Annotated in this window: 24 protein-coding genes; 9 read left to right on the top strand and 15 right to left on the bottom strand. The window is 40.9% G+C overall.

The window, feature by feature from the left end:
• The first annotated feature begins 5 nt into the window (after positions 1-5).
• From VFC49_RS00255 to VFC49_RS00245, 3 genes are read left to right on the top strand one after another with little or no spacing between them, the layout of a single operon-like run.
• Positions 6-287 (top strand): AbrB/MazE/SpoVT family DNA-binding domain-containing protein, encoded by a 282-nt coding sequence (locus tag VFC49_RS00255; protein ID WP_324735670.1) that lies wholly within the window; start codon positions 6-8, stop codon positions 285-287.
• The gene (locus tag VFC49_RS00250) at positions 271-672 is read left to right on the top strand and encodes a type II toxin-antitoxin system VapC family toxin (protein ID WP_324735669.1); all 402 of its coding nucleotides are present in this window, start codon (positions 271-273) and stop codon (positions 670-672) included. The genes VFC49_RS00255 and VFC49_RS00250 overlap by 17 nt, the downstream gene beginning before the upstream one ends.
• 14 nt (positions 673-686) lie before the next feature.
• Positions 687-1,403 carry a hydrolase gene (locus VFC49_RS00245; RefSeq protein WP_324735668.1) on the top strand — a complete coding sequence of 239 codons (717 nt, stop codon included), beginning with the start codon at positions 687-689 and terminating at the stop codon, positions 1,401-1,403.
• A 44-nt stretch (positions 1,404-1,447) separates the two neighbouring features.
• Here the strand turns inward: VFC49_RS00245 and VFC49_RS00240 are convergent, their stop codons facing one another.
• From VFC49_RS00240 to VFC49_RS00175, 14 genes are all read right to left on the bottom strand, one after another.
• Positions 1,448-2,038, bottom strand: coding sequence for an HAD-IB family phosphatase (locus VFC49_RS00240; protein WP_324736773.1), 591 nt, complete (start codon positions 2,036-2,038; stop codon positions 1,448-1,450).
• An 84-nt stretch (positions 2,039-2,122) separates the two neighbouring features.
• Positions 2,123-2,908, bottom strand: coding sequence for a prephenate dehydrogenase (locus tag VFC49_RS00235; protein WP_324735667.1), 786 nt, complete (start codon positions 2,906-2,908; stop codon positions 2,123-2,125).
• Positions 2,893-3,930, bottom strand: a complete 1,038-nt coding sequence (locus VFC49_RS00230) for a pyridoxal phosphate-dependent aminotransferase (RefSeq protein WP_324735666.1) — start codon at positions 3,928-3,930, stop codon at positions 2,893-2,895. Before VFC49_RS00230 ends, VFC49_RS00235 begins: the two co-directional genes overlap by 16 nt.
• Positions 3,914-4,153, bottom strand: coding sequence for a chorismate mutase (locus VFC49_RS00225; RefSeq protein WP_324735665.1), 240 nt, complete (start codon positions 4,151-4,153; stop codon positions 3,914-3,916). Before VFC49_RS00225 ends, VFC49_RS00230 begins: the two co-directional genes overlap by 17 nt.
• Positions 4,111-5,193 (bottom strand): chorismate synthase, encoded by a 1,083-nt coding sequence (gene aroC / locus VFC49_RS00220; RefSeq protein ID WP_324735664.1) that lies wholly within the window; start codon positions 5,191-5,193, stop codon positions 4,111-4,113. Before aroC ends, VFC49_RS00225 begins: the two co-directional genes overlap by 43 nt.
• A complete protein-coding gene (gene aroA / locus VFC49_RS00215) occupies positions 5,190-6,401 on the bottom strand; it encodes a 3-phosphoshikimate 1-carboxyvinyltransferase (protein WP_324735663.1) in 1,212 nt (403 codons plus the stop codon). Before aroA ends, aroC begins: the two co-directional genes overlap by 4 nt.
• 4 nt (positions 6,402-6,405) lie before the next feature.
• Positions 6,406-7,221: a shikimate kinase gene (locus VFC49_RS00210; protein WP_324735662.1), complete on the bottom strand. Its 816-nt coding sequence runs from the start codon at positions 7,219-7,221 to the stop codon at positions 6,406-6,408.
• Complete coding sequence (locus tag VFC49_RS00205; protein ID WP_324736772.1) at positions 7,202-8,029, bottom strand: shikimate dehydrogenase; 828 nt, start codon at positions 8,027-8,029, stop codon at positions 7,202-7,204. Before VFC49_RS00205 ends, VFC49_RS00210 begins: the two co-directional genes overlap by 20 nt.
• Positions 8,022-8,672: a type I 3-dehydroquinate dehydratase gene (gene aroD, locus VFC49_RS00200; protein ID WP_324735661.1), complete on the bottom strand. Its 651-nt coding sequence runs from the start codon at positions 8,670-8,672 to the stop codon at positions 8,022-8,024. Before aroD ends, VFC49_RS00205 begins: the two co-directional genes overlap by 8 nt.
• Positions 8,653-9,651: a 3-dehydroquinate synthase gene (gene aroB, locus VFC49_RS00195; protein ID WP_324735660.1), complete on the bottom strand. Its 999-nt coding sequence runs from the start codon at positions 9,649-9,651 to the stop codon at positions 8,653-8,655. Before aroB ends, aroD begins: the two co-directional genes overlap by 20 nt.
• A complete protein-coding gene (gene aroF, locus VFC49_RS00190) occupies positions 9,639-10,424 on the bottom strand; it encodes a 3-deoxy-7-phosphoheptulonate synthase (protein ID WP_324735659.1) in 786 nt (261 codons plus the stop codon). The genes aroB and aroF overlap by 13 nt, the downstream gene beginning before the upstream one ends.
• A gap of 19 nt (positions 10,425-10,443) precedes the next feature.
• Positions 10,444-11,373 (bottom strand): transketolase family protein, encoded by a 930-nt coding sequence (locus VFC49_RS00185; RefSeq protein ID WP_324735658.1) that lies wholly within the window; start codon positions 11,371-11,373, stop codon positions 10,444-10,446.
• Between the two features lie 6 nt (positions 11,374-11,379).
• Positions 11,380-12,045, bottom strand: a complete 666-nt coding sequence (locus VFC49_RS00180) for a 1-deoxy-D-xylulose-5-phosphate synthase N-terminal domain-containing protein (RefSeq protein WP_324735657.1) — start codon at positions 12,043-12,045, stop codon at positions 11,380-11,382.
• The gene (locus VFC49_RS00175; protein WP_420719639.1) at positions 12,042-12,350 is read right to left on the bottom strand and encodes a hypothetical protein; all 309 of its coding nucleotides are present in this window, start codon (positions 12,348-12,350) and stop codon (positions 12,042-12,044) included. The genes VFC49_RS00180 and VFC49_RS00175 overlap by 4 nt, the downstream gene beginning before the upstream one ends.
• A 259-nt stretch (positions 12,351-12,609) precedes the next feature.
• Here VFC49_RS00175 and VFC49_RS00170 point away from each other — a divergent pair, with 259 nt between their 5' ends.
• The 6 genes from VFC49_RS00170 (at position 12,610) to VFC49_RS00145 (ending at position 20,530) form a co-directional block, all read left to right on the top strand.
• Positions 12,610-13,707: an aspartate kinase gene (locus VFC49_RS00170; protein ID WP_324735656.1), complete on the top strand. Its 1,098-nt coding sequence runs from the start codon at positions 12,610-12,612 to the stop codon at positions 13,705-13,707.
• Positions 13,658-14,545, top strand: coding sequence for a homoserine kinase (locus VFC49_RS00165; RefSeq protein ID WP_324735655.1), 888 nt, complete (start codon positions 13,658-13,660; stop codon positions 14,543-14,545). Before VFC49_RS00170 ends, VFC49_RS00165 begins: the two co-directional genes overlap by 50 nt.
• On the top strand, positions 14,530-15,705 hold the full coding sequence (gene thrC, locus VFC49_RS00160; RefSeq protein ID WP_324735654.1) for a threonine synthase: 1,176 nt from the start codon (positions 14,530-14,532) through the stop codon (positions 15,703-15,705). The genes VFC49_RS00165 and thrC overlap by 16 nt, the downstream gene beginning before the upstream one ends.
• On the top strand, positions 15,705-16,691 hold the full coding sequence (gene asd, locus VFC49_RS00155; RefSeq protein ID WP_324735653.1) for an aspartate-semialdehyde dehydrogenase: 987 nt from the start codon (positions 15,705-15,707) through the stop codon (positions 16,689-16,691). The genes thrC and asd overlap by 1 nt, the downstream gene beginning before the upstream one ends.
• A complete protein-coding gene (gene proC / locus VFC49_RS00150) occupies positions 16,688-17,470 on the top strand; it encodes a pyrroline-5-carboxylate reductase (protein WP_324735652.1) in 783 nt (260 codons plus the stop codon). Before asd ends, proC begins: the two co-directional genes overlap by 4 nt.
• Positions 17,471-17,554: 84 nt before the next feature.
• The gene (locus tag VFC49_RS00145) at positions 17,555-20,530 is read left to right on the top strand and encodes an N-6 DNA methylase (protein WP_324735651.1); all 2,976 of its coding nucleotides are present in this window, start codon (positions 17,555-17,557) and stop codon (positions 20,528-20,530) included.
• 46 nt (positions 20,531-20,576) lie between these two features.
• Here the strand turns inward: VFC49_RS00145 and VFC49_RS00140 are convergent, their stop codons facing one another.
• Positions 20,577-21,845 carry a UbiD family decarboxylase gene (locus tag VFC49_RS00140; RefSeq protein WP_324735650.1) on the bottom strand — a complete coding sequence of 423 codons (1,269 nt, stop codon included), beginning with the start codon at positions 21,843-21,845 and terminating at the stop codon, positions 20,577-20,579.
• Positions 21,846-21,906 lie beyond the last annotated feature (61 nt).

The following is a 21,906-nucleotide window of genomic DNA, read 5'->3' as shown; positions in this document are numbered from 1 at the left end:
ATAACATGGTGATACTGATGGTTAGTATCAGACTCAAAGTTGGACCCAAGGGACAGATAGTTATCCCAAAGGTATTCAGGGAAGCCTACGGAATTAAAGAGGGTGGTGAAGTAATAATTGAACCAACTGATAAAGGGTTAGTAATCAAAGCCCCAGCTGATGTTAAAACACTAATGGAAAAGCTCAAAGAAAGAAGGAAGATGATGAAAGGAGTTGGAATCCAAGCCAAGCTTGGCGACCTGAGGAACATGGACTTGGAGGATGAGTTTGATGAGGATATTTCTTGATGCCAGCTTCATCATCTATCTCAACGTTGATGTGCCAGATAGTCTTGCAGAAAAAATTGACGCCCTTTACAAGCAACTTATAACTGGCAACAAGCTCTACACAGACGTTCTCGTTCTTGATGAGGTTATACATATCTCAAAGAAGAAATACAAAGTGTCTTATTCTGAAACAATCGACATGCTTAATGAGATTATAATTCCCTACGTTGAGGTTCTTCCAATTGGACTCATGGAGTACCTTAAAGCAAAGGAGAACATTTTGAGATACAATCTGAAACCTTCCGATGCCATTCATCTGGCTGTAATAGAGAACAACGGGATTCAAGCAATAGTGACAGAAGATGAAGACTTTGATAAGATTCCAATAAAAAGAATTTGGCTTTAACGGGGGTTAAATAAGTGTGGTTGATATTTGACGTTGACGGCGTTTTAATTGACGTGAGCGAGAGCTACGACCTGGCAACAAAGCTGACAGTTGAGTACTTCCTAAAAAAGCTCGGCAAAAGCATTGAAGTCGAATTAGATTTGATAAGGGCTCTACGAAGGAAAGGAGCATTTGGAGATGACTTCAAAGTTAGTGAAGCTTTGATAATCGGAGTCTTGACTGGAGACCTAAGGAGCTTTGTGCAAAACTTTCCAGCCGGAGAAGGAATAAGTTGGGTTAGAAAGCAGTTTGGAGTAGTAATAGATCCTAAAACCATTGAGAGAATTTTCAACACATTCTACCTTGGTGAACACTACAAAGAGAGAGCTTTCGACTTTGAGGGGCTTTGGAAGAAGGAAAAGCCAATAGTGAAAAAAGGGCTCTTAGAAAAAGCCAACGAAAGATTTAAGCTTGGGGTTATAACAGGGAGGAGTGCCTTAGAGCTTGAGTTGGCGGAGAAAATAGTTGGGTTTCACTTCAAAAATGCTGTGACAAGAGAACTCTATGTCAAGCCTGATCCAAAAGCCCTCTGGCATCTCACAAAAGGCGAAGAAGGAGTTTACATTGGGGATACAATAAACGACGAACTGCTTGTGAAGAATTACAAAAAAGCTTACGGAAAAGATTTCAACTTCCTTATGGTGGGTAGAGATATCAAGGACGTGAATGAATTTTTGCAGTCTCTTTTATGAACTTTTTAGCTCTGCATTAACAATCACAATAGTAAAAAGACAATTTAAATCACATTAATAATCTCAGTGAAATCATTAATGCAAAAATCAGATTCTCTTCTAAGAACTGGATTATCCCCAATGCATATTTTAATGTCAGCCCATCTAAACATCGGCAAATCATTTGCTCCGTCACCAACAGCCAACACAAATACGTTTTGACGCCGATATCTTTTAACAACGCTTCCTTTGTCAATAAAATTTAAATTTGCTCCAACGACGATACCATTTTTGACTATTAAACTGTTTGAAATTATATCTGCTTTTGATTTTGAGAGTTCTTTTCCAATAACCTCCTTAAACATTCCACTTATAAGAATAACCTTAAACCCATCTTGTTTGAGGTAAGAAATTGTTTTTATTACCCTATTTTTAAGTTTAAACTTCTTAGAGACTTTTTTGACTGTAGAAATCTTGAGCCCTCTAATTAGATCAATTCTCATCAAGAACCCCTGAAGCCAATTAATTTTTCCCGCAAGTCCAAGATAAAGTAAAGCCCTAATCTCGTCTCCATTCTCTACGTAATTCGCTATCTCATTCCAGAACTCAAAGTCAGCCAAAGTCCCTTCAACGTCTATGAATGCTATCTTCTCCATTTTCAACACTCCCTTTTGAAATCCTTAAGCGATAAAAAGTTTTTCGGAGAGATAATGTCATTTAGACGGAATTTGTCAGTTTAATCATGTTTCGCTTAACACTTTGTAAAATCTCTTATAGCTCTCCTTAATTTCATGTTCAAACTTCTTCCTCAGCATTTCAATATCAAATTCTCCTTTTTCAGCAAATCTGAGGAATTCTCTAATTTTATCCTTTGAGAACTCCAAAACCTCTTTAATAAACTCCGGTGAGTCATTGAGCACAGCCTTTGCATAAGTGGCTAAATACTCAAATGATGTGCCTCCGAAGTTTTCAACTCCTTCAAATTCCGAGAGAAAGCTCAGGAATGAGACGCCAATGAAATACGGAATCCCAATGACAAGTTTCATCATTTCATCGTGAGTCTTTGCATCTGCAATGAAGACTTCGGCTTTAAATTGCTTGAAAAGATTTATCACTGGAGTTATATCCTCTTCCCTTCCCTCAACTGGAATTACTATGAACCTTCTCCCTTCGAAGCTCTTAGCTCCAGCACCAAACATCGGATGAACACTGCAAACCTTAACGCTCTCCGGAAATCTTTTGTAAATCTCTATCACATCTCTCTTGAATGTCGAGATGTCAAAAATAACTTTCCCCTCGCTTTTCTCACTCAGTTTTGCGAGCGTTTCTAAAACTTGAGGGGTCTCTTCAAGAGATTTTGCAGCAATAATCACATCTGCCCATTTAAAAAGCTCCTCTATTGAGCCAAACAGCTTAAACTCACTCTTTTCTGCATGGTTTGAGTAAATTCCAACTTCATGCTTTTTGCTGAACTCTTTGGCAAACAGCTTCCCCATTTTTCCATAGCCGATTATTCCGATGCGCATAGCTTAACCTCCTTAATTATTTTGAGTCCTTCTTCAAGCCTCGAACTTACCAACGAAATTCTGATAAAATCTCCATAATCTCCAAAGGCTATTCCTGGAAAAACAGAAACACCCTTTTCCAAAAGCTTCTCGGCAAAGCTAAGCCCATCAACCCCTGTTTTAACAAAGAGGTAAAACGTACCATCGGGCTTGTAAAATTCAAATGTCCCTTTCAGGATTCTTGAAGCAAGTCTTGTTCTCTCCTCGTAGATCCTTACAACCCTCTTTTTGATCTCCTCCCTAATTTCCAGCGCTTTAACTCCAGCCCTTTGGATAAATATTGGAGCACAAGTTGTTGTTACTTCAAGAAACTTCTGCATAGCTTTAATATCCTCCCTTTGTGCTATTGCATATCCTAATCTAAATCCCGTCATGGAGAAAAGCTTTGAGAAGCCTTTAACGCTTACAACATTGTCATAAAGTTCCCTCGCTGGTGTAAAGGGTTTAAAAGTTATATCAGAGTAAATTTCATCGGCTAAAACTTTTACATTTTCATCCTCAGCGATCTCAAGGATTTCTTTAAGCTTTTCCCTTGGTAGAATTTTTCCCGTTGGATTGTTTGGATAGTTTAAGATGAGTAAGTCAACATTTAAGCTTTCTATCCTTGGCTCCCAGCTTTCTTCAAGGGAAGTTTTAAAAATTTTGAGCTCTTTTCCGAACATTTTAGCTGTGCTCTCATAAGCCTGCCAGTGAGGGGAAATTATTCCTATCCTCTTAGCCCTTAAGATTTGCGAAGCAATTAAAATCTTTGAACCGTTGCCGACTATTACATTCTCCTTTTCCACGCCCTCAACCTCTGCTATCTTTTCCCTAAGCTCATCTAAGCCGGGGGTTTTAGTATAGCCCGTTTCACTTCTCTTTAAAGAGCTCATGGCCTCTTCTATTATCCTTTCATCCACCTTTATATCTGGCTGTCCTGCATCTAATCTTATCTTAGGATTAAGCGATGATATTTTGTTAAAAAATTCATAAACGTTGAACATCCTTACAAACCTCCACTATCTTCTCGAAGACTTCCCTAAACTTGCCGGCTTTTTTAAGGACTTCTTCCTCTCTCTTTTCATCCGTTATGGGCAAGTTTAACTCTTTCTTTATTTCTCCTATTTCCTCAGCAATCCTAACCCTCTCCTCCAAGAGCTCAATTATTTGTTTATCAATCTCATCTATCCTTTTCCTAAGCTCATGAAGCCTTTCCAACTCAACCACCTCAGCAAATGGTCTGCTAAAACCAGCGCCATCATGGATTCAACAACTGGCAGAGCTTTTGGCACTATGCAGGAATCAAAGCGACCTCTGAGCTTTATCTCGGTTTCTTTCATCTTCTTCAAGTCAACCGTTCTTTGTGGAATATAAATGGAAGGTGTTGGTTTGAATGCAATTCTCGCAACTATTGGCATTCCATTGCTTATTCCTCCCAAAATGCCGCCGCAGTTGTTGGTCTCTGTCATAATTTTCCCATCTTTGACAACAAAGGGATCGTTTGCCTCACTTCCTCTAAGCTCGGCTATCTTAAAGCCTAAACCAAATTCAACCCCTTTGACAGCTGGAATTGCAAAGAAGGCTTTAGCTAAATCCCCTTCCAAATCTTCATCATAAGGACCGCCAATGCCAGGAGGAACGTTTATAGCAACAACTTCCACAACACCTCCGACGCTGTCTCCCTCTTTCCTTGCCCTCTCCATTTCTTCGAGCATTTTTTGAAACGCTTCTTCATCTGGACAAAAGCTGTTTTTTGAGATAAAGATTTCTTCAAGGCTCAAATCCTTTGCTTTTATCTTTCCAATGGATTTTATGTAAGCTTTCACTTCTATTCCAGCTTTTGCTAAAATCTCCTTCGCAAAGTAGCCGGCTATTACTATTCCAGCTGTCAACCTGCCGGAGAAAAATCCACCCCCTCTGTAATCGTTGAATCCAAAATACTTGATTTTAGCTGTGTAATCACTGTGTCCGGGCCGTGGAGTGTTTTTTATTTCCTCATAATAGGATGAATTAACATCTCTGTTCTCAATGATTACAGCTATAGGGGAACCGGTCGTAAAGCCGTTGAAGACCCCCGAGAGGATTACTGGCTTGTCCTCCTCCCTTCTTTTAGTTGAGAATCTTTTAATGCCCTTTCTCCTCTCAAGCTCAGCTTTCATCTTCTCTGAGTTGACTTTAATTCCTGGTGGAACTCCTTCAATTAAAACCCCAATAACTCTTCCATGGCTCTCGCCGAAGAGCGAAAATCTGAGCATTTTTCCCATCATTGGCTGACCAACCCCCTTAAATCCTCAAAGAAGTTCGGATAGGACTTTTCGACGCATCTCTCGTTTAAGATGAGGCTTTTCCCTCTTGCACCTAAAGCGGCAATTGTTAATGCCATCGCAATCCTGTGGTCATTTTGCGGATTCAATCTGGCACCTCTAAGCTCGCTCTTGCTTATTATCAGACCATCGTTGAGTTCTTTTACTCTTGCACCCATCTTTGCCAAGTTCAACGTCATAGTCCTTATCCTGTCGCTCTCTTTGTAGCGCAAATGCTTTGCTCTCAAAACCGTTCTTCCTTCTGAGTAGGCTCCTAAAACAGCTAAAATTGGAAAGAGGTCAGGAAAATCCCTGCAGTCAACTTCCTGACCTACTAATTCGTCTCTCTCAACTTCAACGTAGTCTTTGCCCGTTCTTACTTTTGCCCCAAACTCCCTCAAGAGTTCAACTATCACTTTATCGGCCTGAACATCATCTTTATCCAATCCCTCAACCCTAACCTTACCGAATATTGCTCCAGCCACTAAAAAGAATGAAGCCGAGGAGTAATCACCGGGAATTGAGAAATGCTCAGCTTTTATACCCTGATAAACGTGGAAAATGCCATCATTTCTTTCAACCTTAACATTGGCACACTTTAGCATTCTAAGCGTTATCTCAAGGTAAGGCTTTGAAACTGGGTTTAGCACCTCTATGCTCAGCCCAACTTTAGCTGCCAAGAAGAGCAGGGCGGTGATGAACTGTGATGAAATGCTTCCATCAACTCTTACGTAATCCTCTCTTATCTCCCCACCAAAAACCCTTACTGGTAAAAACCCATTTGATTGAGTTTTTACACCTAAATCACTTAAAGCTTTAAGTAAAGGTTCCATGGGGCGTCTCCTTAAAGATCCTTTTCCGTCTATCACGCTTTCTCCATCTGCTAAGGCACTGATCCCTATGGCCAATCTCGCGGTTGTTCCTGATTCAAAAGCGTTAATTTTGGCTGGCTTAACTTCTCCAGAGCTTTCGACAAAGTTCCAATCTGCTTTGGCTCCAAATGCTCTCACAGCGTTTAGCGTTGCAAGTGTATCAGTGCAGATTAGTGGATTCTCTATCTTTGTTTTCCCTTCCGAAAGCAATCCTAAAAATAGTGCTCTATGAGTGTAGCTCTTTGAGGGAGGCGCTTTAATTTTTCCATCCAAAGTTTTTATCGGCGTGATTTCTATCATCAGCTCACCTCAGCCTTGTTGTTAAAACTTCCCCATAGTCTCTCCAAGTTTCTACAATTTTTTCGGGCTCTTCAGTTATTGCAAACATTGCAGGACCTTTTCCTGAAAGTCCGGCAACCATTCCAGCTCTTAGAGCCTCAGCAATGGGTTCGAGATTGTATCCCAAGAAAGACCCATATATCAGCCCGTTTAAAAGCAAAGCTTTTTTCCACTCTCCTCTTAGTGCCAACTTAAAGGCTTCTCCAACGTATGGAGCGAGGACTTTGAAGTTTTTGTTCTTTAAACTTGACGTCAGGAGAGTTTCTTGGGGAATTAGCAAAACTACTGGAATTTTTCCCACTTCCTCCCTCTTCAAGAGCTCAAGCTTCAAGTTGTCCGTCAAACACAAACCTCCAAAATAAGAGGCACAAGCATCGTCAAATGCTCCCGTTAAAGTTACACCAGCTCTCTTAGCGGCTTCAACGCCGAGCCTAACAACTTCAATATCAGGCAACTCAATTTTAAGCTCTTTTAAGATTGCATCTGTTAGGGCATTTGCCACTGCAGAACTGCTCTTCAAGCCCTTTCCAACTGGAATTTCCGAATCTATCTTAACTTTAACACCAAAATCCAAGCCGAATTTATCTTTAATTGTCTCCAAAACTGCTTTAACTAACGAAAAATCCTCAAACTTTTCCCCTCTAACAAAGATTTTCCCGCTAATTCCTTCATCAGTTAGCTTAACCCTAACGCTAACCTTCAAATCTATTCCAATTGCTCCTCCCTTTCCAGTGGCAAAGGCGTTGATTACCGTTACCGCGCTAAATGCTTTGCCTTTCACTTTTAAGCGCCTCCAAGGCAACTTTACGCATGAACTCAACGTCTGGCTTGACTCCAGTCCACAGCTTAAAGCTCTCCGCTCCTTGGTAGATTAGCATCCACAAGCCGTCAATAGTCAAACAGCCAATTTCTCTGGCTTCCCTTAAGAGCTTGGTTTCCAAGGGAGAGTAAACGATATCAAAAACAACCAAATTTTCTCTCAAAAGCTCCTTTGGAATTGGACTCTTATCTTCGTTCATGCCAAGAGATGTGGCATTTATCACGATATCAGCCCAGCTTAAGTAATGCTCCAAGCTCTCTTTGCTCAGCTTCTCCCCTTTGACGCCAAACTTTTCAAGCTCTTTCGCTTTTCTCTCAGTTCTGTTAAGCACGACGACTTTGGCTAACCTGGAGAGAGTGTAAGCTATTGCCTTTCCGGCACCTCCAGCCCCCAGAAGCAGAATTCTTTTTTCCCCAACTTTTGTAAAACGCTTTAGAGCTTTTAACGCACCAATGCCGTCAGTGTTGTATCCAACAAGTTTCCCTTCTCTGTTTACTACTGTATTCACGCTTCCAATCGCTCTGGCTTCTTCGGAAAGCTCATCTAAAAACTCTAAAATTTGCTCTTTGTAGGGCATTGTAACATTCAATCCAGAAATCCCAAGAGCTCTAACCCCTTTAACCGCTGAATCTAAATCATCAACTTCAAAGGCTAAATAAACCGCGTTGATGTTGTATTTTTTGAATAAGGCGTTGTGGATAACTGGACTTAGCGAGTGCTCAACGGGCTTCCCGATTAACCCATAGAGCTTCGTTTTGGCGTCAATCATTTCCATCACCAATGAGAGCCAAAAGCAGCTTCATATCTTCAACGCTCAGCTGTCCGGGTGCAGCTGCTTCGTCCAGAGAAGCATAAGTAAATGGGCTTAAAACCAAGCTGAAAGCTCTTGAAATCTTCCCCTTTTCACCCATGCAAAAAGCAATGAGGTTTTTTTCGTATTCATAGAGCCTTACAATCCTTACATTGTCAATGTGGTGCTTGGCAAAGGTGACTATTTTTATGATGTCAGCTTTGAGCTTTTTCATTTCCTCCAGGAGTGCTTTGAGTTCTTTAAAGCTCGGCGTTTTCTCAAAATCGTGATATGAAACGATAACCCCAACTCCCTTCTCTCCCGCCAATCTTATTACATCTTCAGCGATCTTTGATTTGAACTCAACATCAACGAACGCTGGGTTAATCCCCATGAACCCTTCGAAAAGTTTCAGCCTCTCTTCATCCCCAATCTCTCTGAATCCCCCCTCCTCCTTAGAACGCACTGTGATTATCAGCTTCTCAGCAAAGGGCTTCAGCTTTTCAATTCCCTCAAAGCTTTCCATGGCATCAACTCTGAGCTCATAAAGATCAGCTGTATCTTTTTCAATGATTCTAATTACTTCATCAATGCTTTTTGCTTTAATTGTCCCTGCTATCATCTCTTATCACCTCGAGAACATCTAAAACCACTTTTTCATCAACTTCCCTTATGGTAACTTTCCCAATATCCTCTGGAAGTATGAAAACTAATCTCCCGTACCAAGCTTTTTTATCTATTTTCATGGCTTTCAAAAGCTCTTTTGGTTTAAAGTTGTGCTTCTTTGGGAGGCTAAACTTATCCAACAGCTCCTCGACTTTTCCAGAATCGAAACCGCTAATCTTTTCCGCTATTAGTGCGCTTGCCATCAAGCCGATAGCGACGGCAAAGCCATGCTTTATCCTGTAATTTGAAACTTTCTCTATTGCATGCCCAACGGTGTGGCCTAAATTCAAAATTCTTCTCTTCCCGCTTTCCCTTAAGTCCTTTTCAACGATTCTGAGCTTTACGTTTACGCATTCTCTAATCAGCCCTTCATCGATTTTCCTAAAAGACTTGAGCTTCTTGTAGGCTCTTGAATCAAGAATCCCGTACTTAACGACCTCGCCAAAGCCGTTCAATATTTCAACCTTGGGGAGCGTTTTTAGGGTTTCTGGATCAATTAGAACAAAGTTGGGCAGGTAAAAAGTTCCAATTATGTTTTTGCCTTCAAAGTTTACCCCAGTCTTCCCCCCTATAGCGGCATCAACTTGAGCTAAAAGGGTCGTTGGAATTAAGCCCAAATAGGTCCCCCTCATAAAAGTAGAAGCTACAAAAGCAGCTAAATCTGTTATAACCCCACCGCCAAGCCCAATTATCAAAGATTTTCTTGTGAAGCCAATTTCAATTAGCTTTTTCCACATCTGCTGGGCTGTCTCGAGGCTTTTGAACCCCTCCCCATCGGGGATGACAATTGGAATAGCGCTTATTTGATCCAAAATCTTATCTAACCAAAGTTTTTCGAGGGTTGTGTTGGTTATTATGACGGTTTTGTAAGGAGAAATCTCATCAACAATGCTTTTTAGCTTTTTAATGCCACCCTTCTCGATTATAATCCCCATTTTCTCAAGTCCTCCAAGAGTTCTTTGAACTCATCGAAGTTCAGTTGCTGCTTTGAATCTGATAGTGCTTTCTCGGGCTCTGGATGAACCTCAACCATAATTCCGTCCGCTCCGACGGCAAACGCTGCTTTGGCTAAGGGTTTAACTAAGCTCCTCTTTCCAGCGGCGTGGGAAGGGTCAACTATTATTGGAAGATGAGACAGCTCTTTAACGACTGGAACAGCTGAGATGTCAAGGGTAAAGCGTGTTGATGTTTCAAATGTTCTAATGCCCCTCTCGCAAAGAATAACGTTTTCATTTCCCTCAGCTAAGAGGTATTCCGCCGAATAGAGCCATTCTTGGATCGTGTTGGCAAAACCTCTCTTTAAAATGACCGGCTTATCCCTTTTGCCGACCTCTTTCAGAAGGTCAAAGTTTTGAGCGTTTCTTGTCCCGATTTGCAGGATATCAACGTATTTAGACACAAGTTCAACTTTCCTTGTATCCATAACTTCGCTGACCGTAACTAAGCCAAACTCTTCCCCTGCTTTTTTGAGCCATCTCAAGGCTTTTTCCCCGTGCCCTTGGAAGGAGTAGGGGGAAGTTCTGGGCTTGAATGTTCCTCCTCTTAGGACTTTAACTCCAAGCTCGCTCAAAAATTCTGCAGTTCTCATTATCTGCTCTTCCGATTCGACGGAACACGGTCCAGCGATTATGGTAAATCCTTCTCCAAATTTGACCCCATTAACTTTAACAACGGTCTTAGCTTTGTATTCTTTGCTGAATTTAAACATCAAATCACCTTCCGGCATTTTACAGTTTTTCAACTGCCTCAACTATTCTCTTTGCAACTTTTTCTGCACTTAAGCCGTAGAAATCCAGTAACGCTAAGTAGTCCCTCGAGCTTCTGCCAAATTCTCCTGCTCCAATTCTAATGACCCTCTTTGGCATCCTTTCGCTCAAAACTTCCACTACAGCCCCTCCAAGCCCTCCAAAGATGCTGTGCTCTTCCAGGGTGACTATTAAGCTGGCTTTTTTGGCTATTTTGAGGAGAGTATTCTCATCAAGGGGCTTTATCGTGTGAAAATCCGCCACTCCAACGCTCAGGTCTTTAAGCTTTTCAGCGACTTCTAAAGCCACCGAAACCATGAATCCACAGGCAATCAAAAAAACATCCTCTCCTTCCCCCAAGATTTCTGCCTTACCAACTTCAAGCTCTTCCCCATCGTAAACCTTTACCGTGTAATCCCTTCCCAGACGCATGTAAAAGGGTCCTTCGCTTTCAACCATCTGCTTAAGGAGAACTCTGGTTGCATAGGCATCCGCCGGCACGAGGACTTTCATATTCGGCAGAACCCTCATCAAAGCTATGTCCTCTAAGCATTGATGCGATGAGCCATCCATGAAATCGGAAAAACCCGAATGGGTCGTAACAATTTTGACGTTTAAGTTATCCCTTGCCACTGTGTTTCTTATCTGCTCCCATGCTCTCATCATAAAAGCTGCAAAAGCAGAAGCCACTGGGATTTTACCAGCTATTGCAAACCCTGCCGCCGTTGAAATTAAATCCTGCTCACTTATGCCTATCTGGAAGAATCTACCAGGAAAGGCTTTTTTAAAGTAAATCGTTTTCGTCGAACCCTTTACATCCGCGTCCAGGACTACAACTTTTTCGTTCTCCTTTCCTATCTCAACTAAAGCTCTTCCAAAGGCTTCCCTAAAGCTCTCGATGATTTTACCCATAGCCTTTCACTCCCATTTAGCTATTATCACTTTTGGCTTTCCCTTTACTTTGTCGAGCTTAAAGAGCAACTTTAGGAGTTTCTCGGCATTGTTTTCAACCTCAAACACTTCCCATCCAAAGGATTTCCATTTCTCTGCTAAGGGTTCCTTTGACATTATCTCCTCTGTTTTCCCTGTTAACTGCCTAAAGTTTCTATCGACAATGGCTATAACATTGTCAAGCTTATAATGCGAAGAAGTCATTGCTGCTTCCCAAATTTGCCCTTCATCCAGTTCTCCATCGCCTAAGATCACGTAAACATTTCTTTCTTCTCCTTCAAGCTTTGATGCCAGTGCAATTCCGTTGGCAACTGACAATCCCTGTCCCAATGAACCGCTTGAGACCTCAATGAATGGAAAACCCCTGATAACGTGGCTCGGCAGTCCATCTAAATTGGCAAAGCTTTTCAGCTCATCTTCACTTAAAAGTCCGAGCTCTGAAAGGATTACATAAAATGCTGGCGCTGAGTGTCCTTTGCTTAGGATTATTATGTCATTTTCTCTTTTCTTTGCTATCACTACCTTTAAAATCTCAAGGCACGTTACAGAGGAGTTGAGGTGGAAGTTGTTCACTTCCGAGAGCATCCCTTTGAGCTTGTCACTTAAGATCAAGTGAACCAAGCTTTCGCTCATTCTATCACCTCAAGAATTTTTAGAACAAGCTTTCCATGCTTTGTCAGTTCAACGGGCTTGGGATTGTTCTTTTCGCCGTAGTCAATTAAGCCGAGCTCTTTCAGAATCCTGGCATTGAGCTTTAATGTTGAAATGGGCTTCTTGGTGTCTCTGCTTATTTCCTCCAAAAGGGCATTTAGGGAACGATGCTTTCCGTTTATGCTCCTTAGAATTAGCATCTGATTTTCATTCAAAGCCCTTAAAAAGAGCTTTCTAAAAACAACTAACTCGTCTCTTTTAATTTCCGGGTTTTGGGTTACAGATATTGGCGGGGCATCACCATCACCAAGCTTTGAAGACTCTTTATTACTATTTAAATTTTTGGTCAGGAAAAGCCAGCCAGCTTATCATTATGGTATTTTAAACCGCAGTTAGTTGAACTATCATAAAGATTATCTCATCAAAACATGTCATTTTGACAATCATTTTCAGGCGAATTTTGCAAATTTCGACAAAAAGACAAAAAATTTTCGAAAAAATTTATAGGCATATTAAAAACTCTACGGATAAGGTGATGCACTATCGGTGATTTACAAACTCTCCGCTAAGTCAAGGGTAGTTATTAAATTTGGTGGAAGTTCGGTTAGAGACTCTTTTAGTGAAGCATTAGGGCTCGTTCAAAAGTTTCATGAGGGTAATGAAGTTGTAATTGTTCTATCCGCATTAAAGGGTGTTACAGATTTACTATTGAAGTTAGCAGAAACCAAGAGTCCAGAAATTCTTGAAGAGCTCAAAGAAACACACTTAAGGGCAATTGAAAAGCTTGGAATCGAGCTAAGTATTGAAGATGAAATCAAAGAACTTAGATTTATCCTGAAAAACGAGAAGAGATTCCCAAACAGAAAGGCGTATGTGGATCATGTCCTATCATTTGGGGAAAGACTGTCAGTAAAGATTTTTTCAAAAGCCTTAGAAGATGAAGGGATCAAAAGCTCTCCAGTTGATGCTTTTTATCTAATAGAAACGGATGGAAACTTTGGCAACGCCCGAGTTGATTTGGAAAAAACAAAAGGCAATATTTGGACAATAGAGCGTCTACTAAAAAAAGGTAGGATTCCAGTTGTTACAGGATTTCTTGGGAGTTTTAACGGCATCAGAACTACACTGGGAAGAGGGGGAAGTGATTACACCGCCTCAGTTTTGGGATATCTGCTGAATGCTAGGGCTGTCTTAATAATGAGTGATGTTAAAGGAATCTACACCGCCGATCCAAGGATAGTCAAAAATGCCAGAATTATCCCATTTATATCCTACGAAGAGGCTTTAATAGCTTCGAGACTTGGAATGAAGGCATTACATGAGAGAACAATTGAACCGATAAAAGATAGAGTTCCACTAATCCTTGGAAAGACAAGTGAATGGAGATTGGGAACATTGGTTTCGGATATCAGCTTTAAAATGCCAATAATAACCTACAGAACTTTCAGAGATACTGCAGAGATAGGAGTTGTTGGAACTTCTTATGTTGATGTAGAATATCCCATTGTCGAACATGGCAGGAATTTTGTATGCTTTCTCGTTGAAAGAGACAATCTTGAAGCTGCTTTAAACGAGATCCATGAGGTGGTCTTAAATGAAAGTCTCAGCACCAGCAACGATAGCGAACTTTGGGCCAGGGTTTGATGTGTTTGGTTTGTGCCTTGATGAACCAAGGGATGTCATCAAAATCAAAGAAAGCGATGAAATTGAAGTAAAAGTTGAGGGATTTAACGTACCAGAAAATCCAGAAAAGAACGTTGCTTCGATATCTGCCCTTGCACTCTTGAAGACGCTTAAAGCAGAGATGGGCTTTAAGATGAAGATTATAAAGGGAATAAGACCCAAAAGCGGGCTTGGAAGTTCTGGAGCATCAGCTTTAGGTGGAGCATTAGCATTAGCAAAGCTCCTTGGAGTTGAAAACAGGGAACTCATAATAAAGGCTGCTCTTGAGGGAGAAAAAGCTGCATCTGGAAGTGCCCATGGAGACAACATTGTTCCCTCACTCTTTGGTGGATTTACAATATTAAAATCCCTCTCACCTCTTGAAGTGTTTAAACTCGATGTCAGCTTTAAACTGGTCATAGTTCTTCCAAAAGTTGAAGTTAGCACAAAAAGAGCAAGAGCAGTGTTACCAAAATATGTTCCCCTAAGCGATGCTGTCAGAAATTTAGCCCTTGCAAGTGCCTTAATTTCAGCTTTGAAAGAAGGCGATATAGAAAAAGCTGGAAAACTTCTGGATGACTACTTAGCTATTCCTTACAGGAAACCGCTCATACCATGGTTCGATAATGTTAGAAGAGCTGCATTGGAAAGCGGAGCTTATGGTGTTTCTTTGTCCGGTTCGGGTCCAGCAATGTTTGCTTTGGGGGAGGATTTAAGGGATATTGGAAAGGCCATGGTTGAAGCTTTTGAGAATGAGGGAATTAGTGCAGAATATTTCATAACCAAAGTTGGAGGAGGAGCGAAATGCTCAGATGTATAGAGTGCGGCAAAGAATACCCAGATGATGAAGTTAGATATAGATGTGAATGTGGCGGCTTACTGGAGGCAGTCATCGATTTGGATGAAGTTGAAAATGTTTTTGATGGAAAAAACATAACACTCTGGAAGTACAAGAGCTTTATTCCAGTTGAAAAAAGAGTCTCTCTCAAGGAAGGAGGGACACCCCTCTATCGTCTGGAAAACCTTCAGAAAGAGCTTGAGATGAGAGAGCTTTACGTCAAGAACGAAGGTGCAAATCCAACGGGTTCTTTCAAGGACAGGGGAATGACGGTCGGTGTCTCAAAGGCAATTGAGCTGGGTATAGACAAGGTTATATGCGCCTCAACGGGGAATACTTCAGCATCTTTGGCTGCATATTCAGCAAAAGCCGGGATAAAGAGCTACGTTTTAGTACCAAGCGGAAAGATAGCCTTAGGAAAGCTTGCTCAAGCGATAGTTTATGGTGCAAAAGTTGTTCCAGTCAGGGGAAACTTTGACGATGCTTTGAGGGTTGTAGTGGAGGCAAGCAGGGAATTGGGAGTTTACATGCTCAACTCTATAAACCCGTTCCGCCTCGAGGGACAGAAAACGATAGCTTTTGAGATATTTGACCAGCTTGACTCTGTTCCAGATAACGTTATTCTGCCCGTAGGAAATGCTGGTAACATTTCGGCAATCTGGAAGGGTTTCAAGGAGCTTTACGAGGCAGGATTTATAGATAAGCTGCCAAAAATGATTGGTATTCAGGCTGAGGGGGCATCTCCACTGGCTAAAGCATGGAAGGAGAGAAGAGAGTTCAAACCCGAGGAGAAGCCTGAAACCGTAGCAACAGCCATAAGGATTGGGAACCCAGCAAATTGGAAAAAAGCATGGAATGCCGTTGAAGAATCAGGCGGATTGTTTGAAAGCGTGAGTGATGAAGAAATCCTGAAAGCCCAAAAACTGCTCGCATCAAAGGAGGGAATTTTTGTCGAGCCAGCCTCAGCCTCTTCTTTGGCAGGTCTGATTAAGCTGAAAGAACTTAGTCTGATTGAACCGGATGAAAGTTATGTTTTAATTACAACAGGGCATGGACTGAAAGACCCGAACATAATTATTGAGAACTTCAAGCTTCCGGAGCCGATAGAGCCGAGTTTGGAAGCGTTTAAGGAGGTTCTCTGATGGAGGTTGCAATTTTAGGTGCTACAGGTTTAGTTGGACAGACGTTTGTGAGGCTCTTAGAAAACCATCCCTGGTTTAAAATAGAGCGCTTAGTGGCCTCGGAAAGATCAAAGGGAAAGAGATACAAAGAGATTGCAGAATGGGTCGGTGATGATATTGGGGATATGGAGGTAGAGAGCTTGGAAGATTTCCTAAAGAATCCAGACGTGGACTTAGTCTTCTCAGCTTTGCCCTCTTCAATAGCCGGTAAAGTTGAGGAAAGGCTTGCCGAGAAAATTCCCGTGTTCAGCAACGCTTCATCCCATAGATATGAAGACGATGTACCCATTTTGGTTCCAGAGGTCAACGCGGACCAGTTAAAGCTTATCGAATTTCAGCAAGAGCAAAGAGGGTGGGAAGGGTTTATAGTTACAAACCCAAACTGTTCCACAGCCATTTTAGTGCTTTCACTGAAAGTTCTTTCAGAATTCAGGCTCAAAAAGGTTAACGTTGCAACGATGCAGGCAATAAGTGGGGCTGGATTTAAGGGCTTATCGGCCCTGCAGATCTTTGACAACGTAATCCCTTACATTGAAAAAGAGGAGTGGAAAATCGAGAATGAATCAAGGAAAATCCTTGGCTTTGACTTTGAGATATCGGCCATTACAACGAGGGTTCCAGTATCTCATGGACACACAGAGGCAGCTTTCGTTGAACTTAGTGAAGACATCAGTGTTGAAGAACTTAGAAAAGCTTTTGACTCCTTTGATCCATTGAAAAAGCTTAAACTTCCTTCATACGCAAAACCAATCGTTTATAGGGAAATTCCCCAGCCAAAACTTCACAGAGAACTCGGTAATGGAATGACAGTTACAGTTGGAAGATTAGAAAAAATCGGGGAGAAAAAGTTCAAATACGTCACTTTAGGACACAATTTAGTTAGAGGAGCTGCTGGAGGTTCAATTCTAAATGCAGAGCTATCTTATAGGTTAGGGGTGATAAAATGAAAATAGCTGTAATCGGGGCTGGAACAGTTGGAAGTGCCGTTGCCAAAGCACTCTCAGAGAAATATGAAGTTATAGCCACAAGGAGAAGAATTGAGAAGGTCAGATGGCTCGAAAAACATGGCGTTAAGCTCATGAAGGACAATAAGGCTGCAGCCGAAGTAGCAGATATCATTATACTCACTGTAAAGCCGAACAAAGTTAGAAAAGTTCTTGAAGAAATTAGAGAAGTAGTTAAAGGGAAAATTGTCATCTCATTTGCCGCTGGTATTCCACTGAAAGTCCTCAAAGAATTAGCGAATGCAAAGTTTGTTAGAGCTATGCCAAATATAGCAATTCTTGTAAGAGAATCGTTCACAGCTTATGCCACAAATGACCTGAGCGATGAAGAAATAAAGCTCGTCGAGGAGATTTTTGAAACCTTTGGAAAATGCATTAAAATTGAAGAGGAATACATGGACGCAATAACAGGTCTGAGCGGCTCTGGACCAGCTTATGCCTCCGTCTTTTTAGAGTCCCTCATATATGGAGGTTTAAAAGTTGGATTACCAAGAGATATCGCCCTACTCGCAGCTGCTCAGACCCTTCTGGGCACAGCAAAGCTTCTCTTGGAGACAAATTTACACCCAGCTCAAATTAGAGATATGGTGATAACCCCAGGAGGAACAACGATAGATGGGATTTTTGAGCTTGAAGACAGTAGGGTAAGAACGGCGATAATGAAAGCTGTGGATGCCGCGACGAAGAAGTCGAAGATTCTATCGCTTGAGATTAATCGCTGATTCATTCTAAACTTTTTAGATATGCCACATAATTACGAAAACATTTAATACCAAAATTTTTTCCTATTATACTTGGTGTTAGTAATGAACTTGCCACAAGAGGATACTGTAAATGTTTATCTTGCTGAAATTTTAGGTAGTCACTTAGGAGAGCACGCTAAAGTCGTTCCAGAAAAACCTATTCACAAAAAAGGCAAAAGAAGAAGATTTGATATCAAGATAGAATTCAGGGGGATAGAATTTATCCTCGAAGCTTCATACGATGAAAAAGATGCTGAGGCTGATGCAATTAGAAGGCTTGAAGAAGGTCTTATAGATACTGTCTCAATAGCTGTTCACTATCCACCAGAGCTATTCAACAATGCCCAAACCCCTACTCAAATTAAGAAAGTTCTTATCCAAAATCCACTAAAGCTTAAGGTCTTTACCCAAGGTAGAGATATAAGTGGAACTTTGCTCGAATTTCTTCAACAAAAGAGAAGGGAAAAAGCAAAAAGTGTTAGTGGCTGGATTTATCTCGATATTAACGAGTTTGGAACATTTTTAGAATCAATTGTAGAACTTGTTGTCAAGGAAGATATTTTAGAAGACTTGCTCAAGCAAATCGAAGAAAAGGTAAACACATTTGTTAGTGTCGCCTTAGAAGAACTCGAAAATTCAAAAATCAAAGCATCTTTCCTCAAAGATTTAAACAGAATTTTATTTTCACCTGCGAAAGAAGAAGATATTGAGGTTCCAGAAGTTCCAGATGAAGTTCTGCTTTCCCACGCATATATATCTCTTTTAATGGCTTCAACGCTCTATGAATCAGTCTCTAAAAAACATGGACTGAGATCACTACAAGTACTGCTGAGAAAAAATGAACATCCCCTCTTAGCTATGGAAGAAGGGTTCACTAAAATCTTAGAAGTTGATTATGAGAATGTCTTTGATGTTGCATTAGGTATTGTTAGAATATTGTTTGATTTGCAGTCAAGTGACAGAGTAATGGCAACATTGGAAGATTTGATTGAATACGTCTCGAAGATTGTCAGAAACAAAGCCCTTCTTAGACAAGACTTTATTGGATATATCTACCATAAAGTTACGGGAGATATCGCAACAAGAAAGGGTTATGCAACATTTTACACAAAAGCTCCAATAGCAACGTTTTTAGCTAATTTGGCTCTGTACTCTCCAAATGATGCATGGGAGAATGACTGGGGAAAATTGACAACTTTTAAAAATTTCAGAGTTTGTGACTTTGCTTGTGGTTCCGGAACTTTGCTTTCAGCCACCTACAGTTCATTGCTTTCCAAATATCGCAAAAATTCAGAAGAAATATCCTTAGACGAATTCCACAAAATTATGATAGAAAACTCCATCTGGGGGTTTGATGCATTAGAGCATGCTGTTCAAACAGCCTCGGTAGTTCTCAGCCTTCACGAGCCTGAAATTCCGCTGGAAAAAATGAATACATATCACATACCAGTTGATGAGAGCGGCTCTCTGGGCTCATTGAATTTATGGAATGCCAACTCATTCTTATTGCCATTAAAGAGAAGAAGTATTGGTAGGACATCAAAAGTAACTGTTTGGGTACCAAAATTTGACTTCATTATTATGAATCCTCCATTTTCAAGAACCACAGCACCAGGAGAAGAGGGTTCAAGACCAAGGATTTTTGACTTTGTTGTTAGCGAAGAGGGGTTTAGGAGACTTTGGGAAAGATACAGAGAAACTATAGATAGCATGGAGGAGGAATTATTAAGGAGAAACAGTATAAAAGCAATATATGATACATATGTTGGACAAGGAAAAGTGTTTTTGCCTCAAAATGTGAACCCACTAAATGCAGGTGCTGCTTTGCCTTTTATCATTTTAGCAGACAGATACCTAAAGCCCTATGGCAGAATGGCGTTAGTTCTTCCAAAAACCGTCATAGAAAGCTCAGCATTTTTCCTAGTTAGGGCACTAATTACGAGTGGATATGAGCTTGAATACATTGTTGTTAGTGCTGAGCCTGGAAACTATAACTTTAGTTACTCGACACAGCTTTCTGAAGTCCTTCTCGTTCTGAAAAAACTGAAGAAGGGAGAAAAGCCTATTGGAGATACTTACATTATCAAATTCCTAAAACAGCCCAGAAACAACCTAGAGGGGCTTTTAATGGCAAGAACCATTTTGGATAAATTAGACGGGAGCTCAATTAAGAAAATTAAAGCATTAAATTCAGAAGCTGAAATTTACAAGATTAAAAGAAAAACTATTGAAGATTTTGTCTGGAACTGGTCAATTTTGACAGATTTGCCACCTTCGCTGGTGGAGTTTATTGGTGAGTTATTGAGCGGAAAGATTTTGGGATATAAGGTTAACTTAACAAGAATTCTTGATTTAAGGATTGAACTCAAAGTAACGAATCCAAGAAAATTCAGAGGGGCAAACTTGAAAAAGTACTTTGAAGAAGGTAATGGACAATTTAGAATTTTAAAGAGAACTGGAAAAAGCGTTATGAACAGACTGAGCTTAGATTTATCCACTACCGAGAAGATATCTCCAAAGAAAGGAGAAAGTGTTAAGGTGTTTAGGGAGAGCAGTGGGCATATTATAATCCCCGAATCAATAAGGTTCAACACGTATCCACTTTTAGCCGTATATTCCAGTACTCCTCTAATTTCCGGTGCAGCATTTGTTGGGACACTCGGGAATTCACAAATGGATAAAGCATTCGTGGCATGGCTAAACAGTAGTTATGCAATACTTTATCTAAAACCACTGATTTCATCGGTTGAAGGCAATTTTGGTCATCTAAGGGGATGGCACCTCAGAACTCTTCCGGTGCCAGATTTAACAAATGAGAAGATAGTCAAAAATTTAGCTGAGGTCTTTGAGAACTACAAAGAGGAAACATGGAAGCCTCTTCCAAAGCAATACGAGGATGTAATCAATGGAGAAGATGATTTAAGGGAAAGATATGATTTAGATATCCTAAAAGCCATAACTGATACCCCAATAGATGAAGAAAGCTTCGAGCTGGACATCTTGACACTATACATTGAACTTCTGAAGATACTTCGCTAAGCGTTACAGATACAGAAGGGAAAAATAGGGTATTGCAAAATTTCCTCTAAAGCTTTGCTCTCTCAAACTCCTCCTTTTTATCCAAAGGCTTTGTGGCATCAATGCCCCACTTTGCTGTTAAGCTTTTTTCAGCTGAAGGGTCAAGAGAACTTCCACGAGCATTCGGAATTACCACCAAATCCCTATCAGCTTGAAATCTCGTCGCTATAGCCCACTCCACTTCCCTGTCATCGTAGATGTTCACATCCTCATCAACAACTACAACGTGCTTTAATGATGGATGTCCTGCAAATGCCGCCAATATAGCGTTCTTTCCATCGCCATCGTGCTGCTTTGTAATTGAAACAACGGCATGAAGCCACATGCAGCCTCCTTCCGTCAGCCTTACTCCATGCACTTTAGGAACAACTCTTTTCACGCTCTTATAGATTTGGGGCTCTTTTGGAAGGCCCATGAGCATGTAGTGCTCATAACCTCCTGGCAGAAGGGCATGGAAAATTGGATTGTCAACGTGGTACATCTTCTCAAAAACCACGACAGGCTGCTTTCTGATGTGATCATAAGTTCCCGTTATGTCAACAAAAGGACCTTCATCAGTCAGCTCCGGCAGAATCTTTGCCTCAAAAACGAACTCACTCTCTGCTGGAACTTCAATACCGTTGACATTGGCAACCTCTAAAGGCGACCCTAAGGTTTTTTCCTTTATTGCGGATGCTATGTTAAGCTCACTCTTGCCGTATTCCACGCTTGTAGCAGCGGCAAGCAAAACGTAGATTGGATTACCAACAATTATTCTGACATCAAGCTCTTCTCCTCTATCCGCTTTCTCCTTCCACATTGCATACAAGTGGCGGGGGACAACTCTTATTGCCGCTCTCTTATCATCAACTACCATCATTCTGTGGAAAGACATGTTCACAAAGCCGTTTTCGTCTTTTGCAACAACAATGGCAGACGTGAAATATTCTCCCCCATCCCTCGGATAATACTTTGGAATCGGGAGTTCTTTAAGGGAGAAATCTTTAGTGATGTTTCTCATAAACTCAGCTTTCTCAATTAATTTGTAATCGTGAAGATTATCCATTGCGTGCTCCATAACATGCAAAATATCTTCTTGTTTAATGCCCAAGTATTTTGCTATTCTCTCTCTCGTGCTCCAGATGTTGCCAGCAACTTCCCATCCATCAACATCTTTGAAGAGAACAGGCTTTGTTTTATATTTGAGCAAATATTTCGTTATCTCAAGGCTTTTACTAATGGGTTTTTCAATAGTGACAACTTCATCTTCAAATTTTTCGATGATTTCCCTCAGCATAACACCACCATTCCAAATTATGCTAACCCACTTTTATCCTTTCTGTACAAATTTGAGGCAA

The sequence above is a fragment of the Thermococcus sp. SY098 genome, assembly GCF_035621495.1.
Taxonomy (GTDB): Archaea; Methanobacteriota_B; Thermococci; order Thermococcales; family Thermococcaceae; genus Thermococcus_B.
Note: the sequence above shows the minus strand (reverse complement) of the source record. Positions and strands in the feature narration are given on the sequence as shown.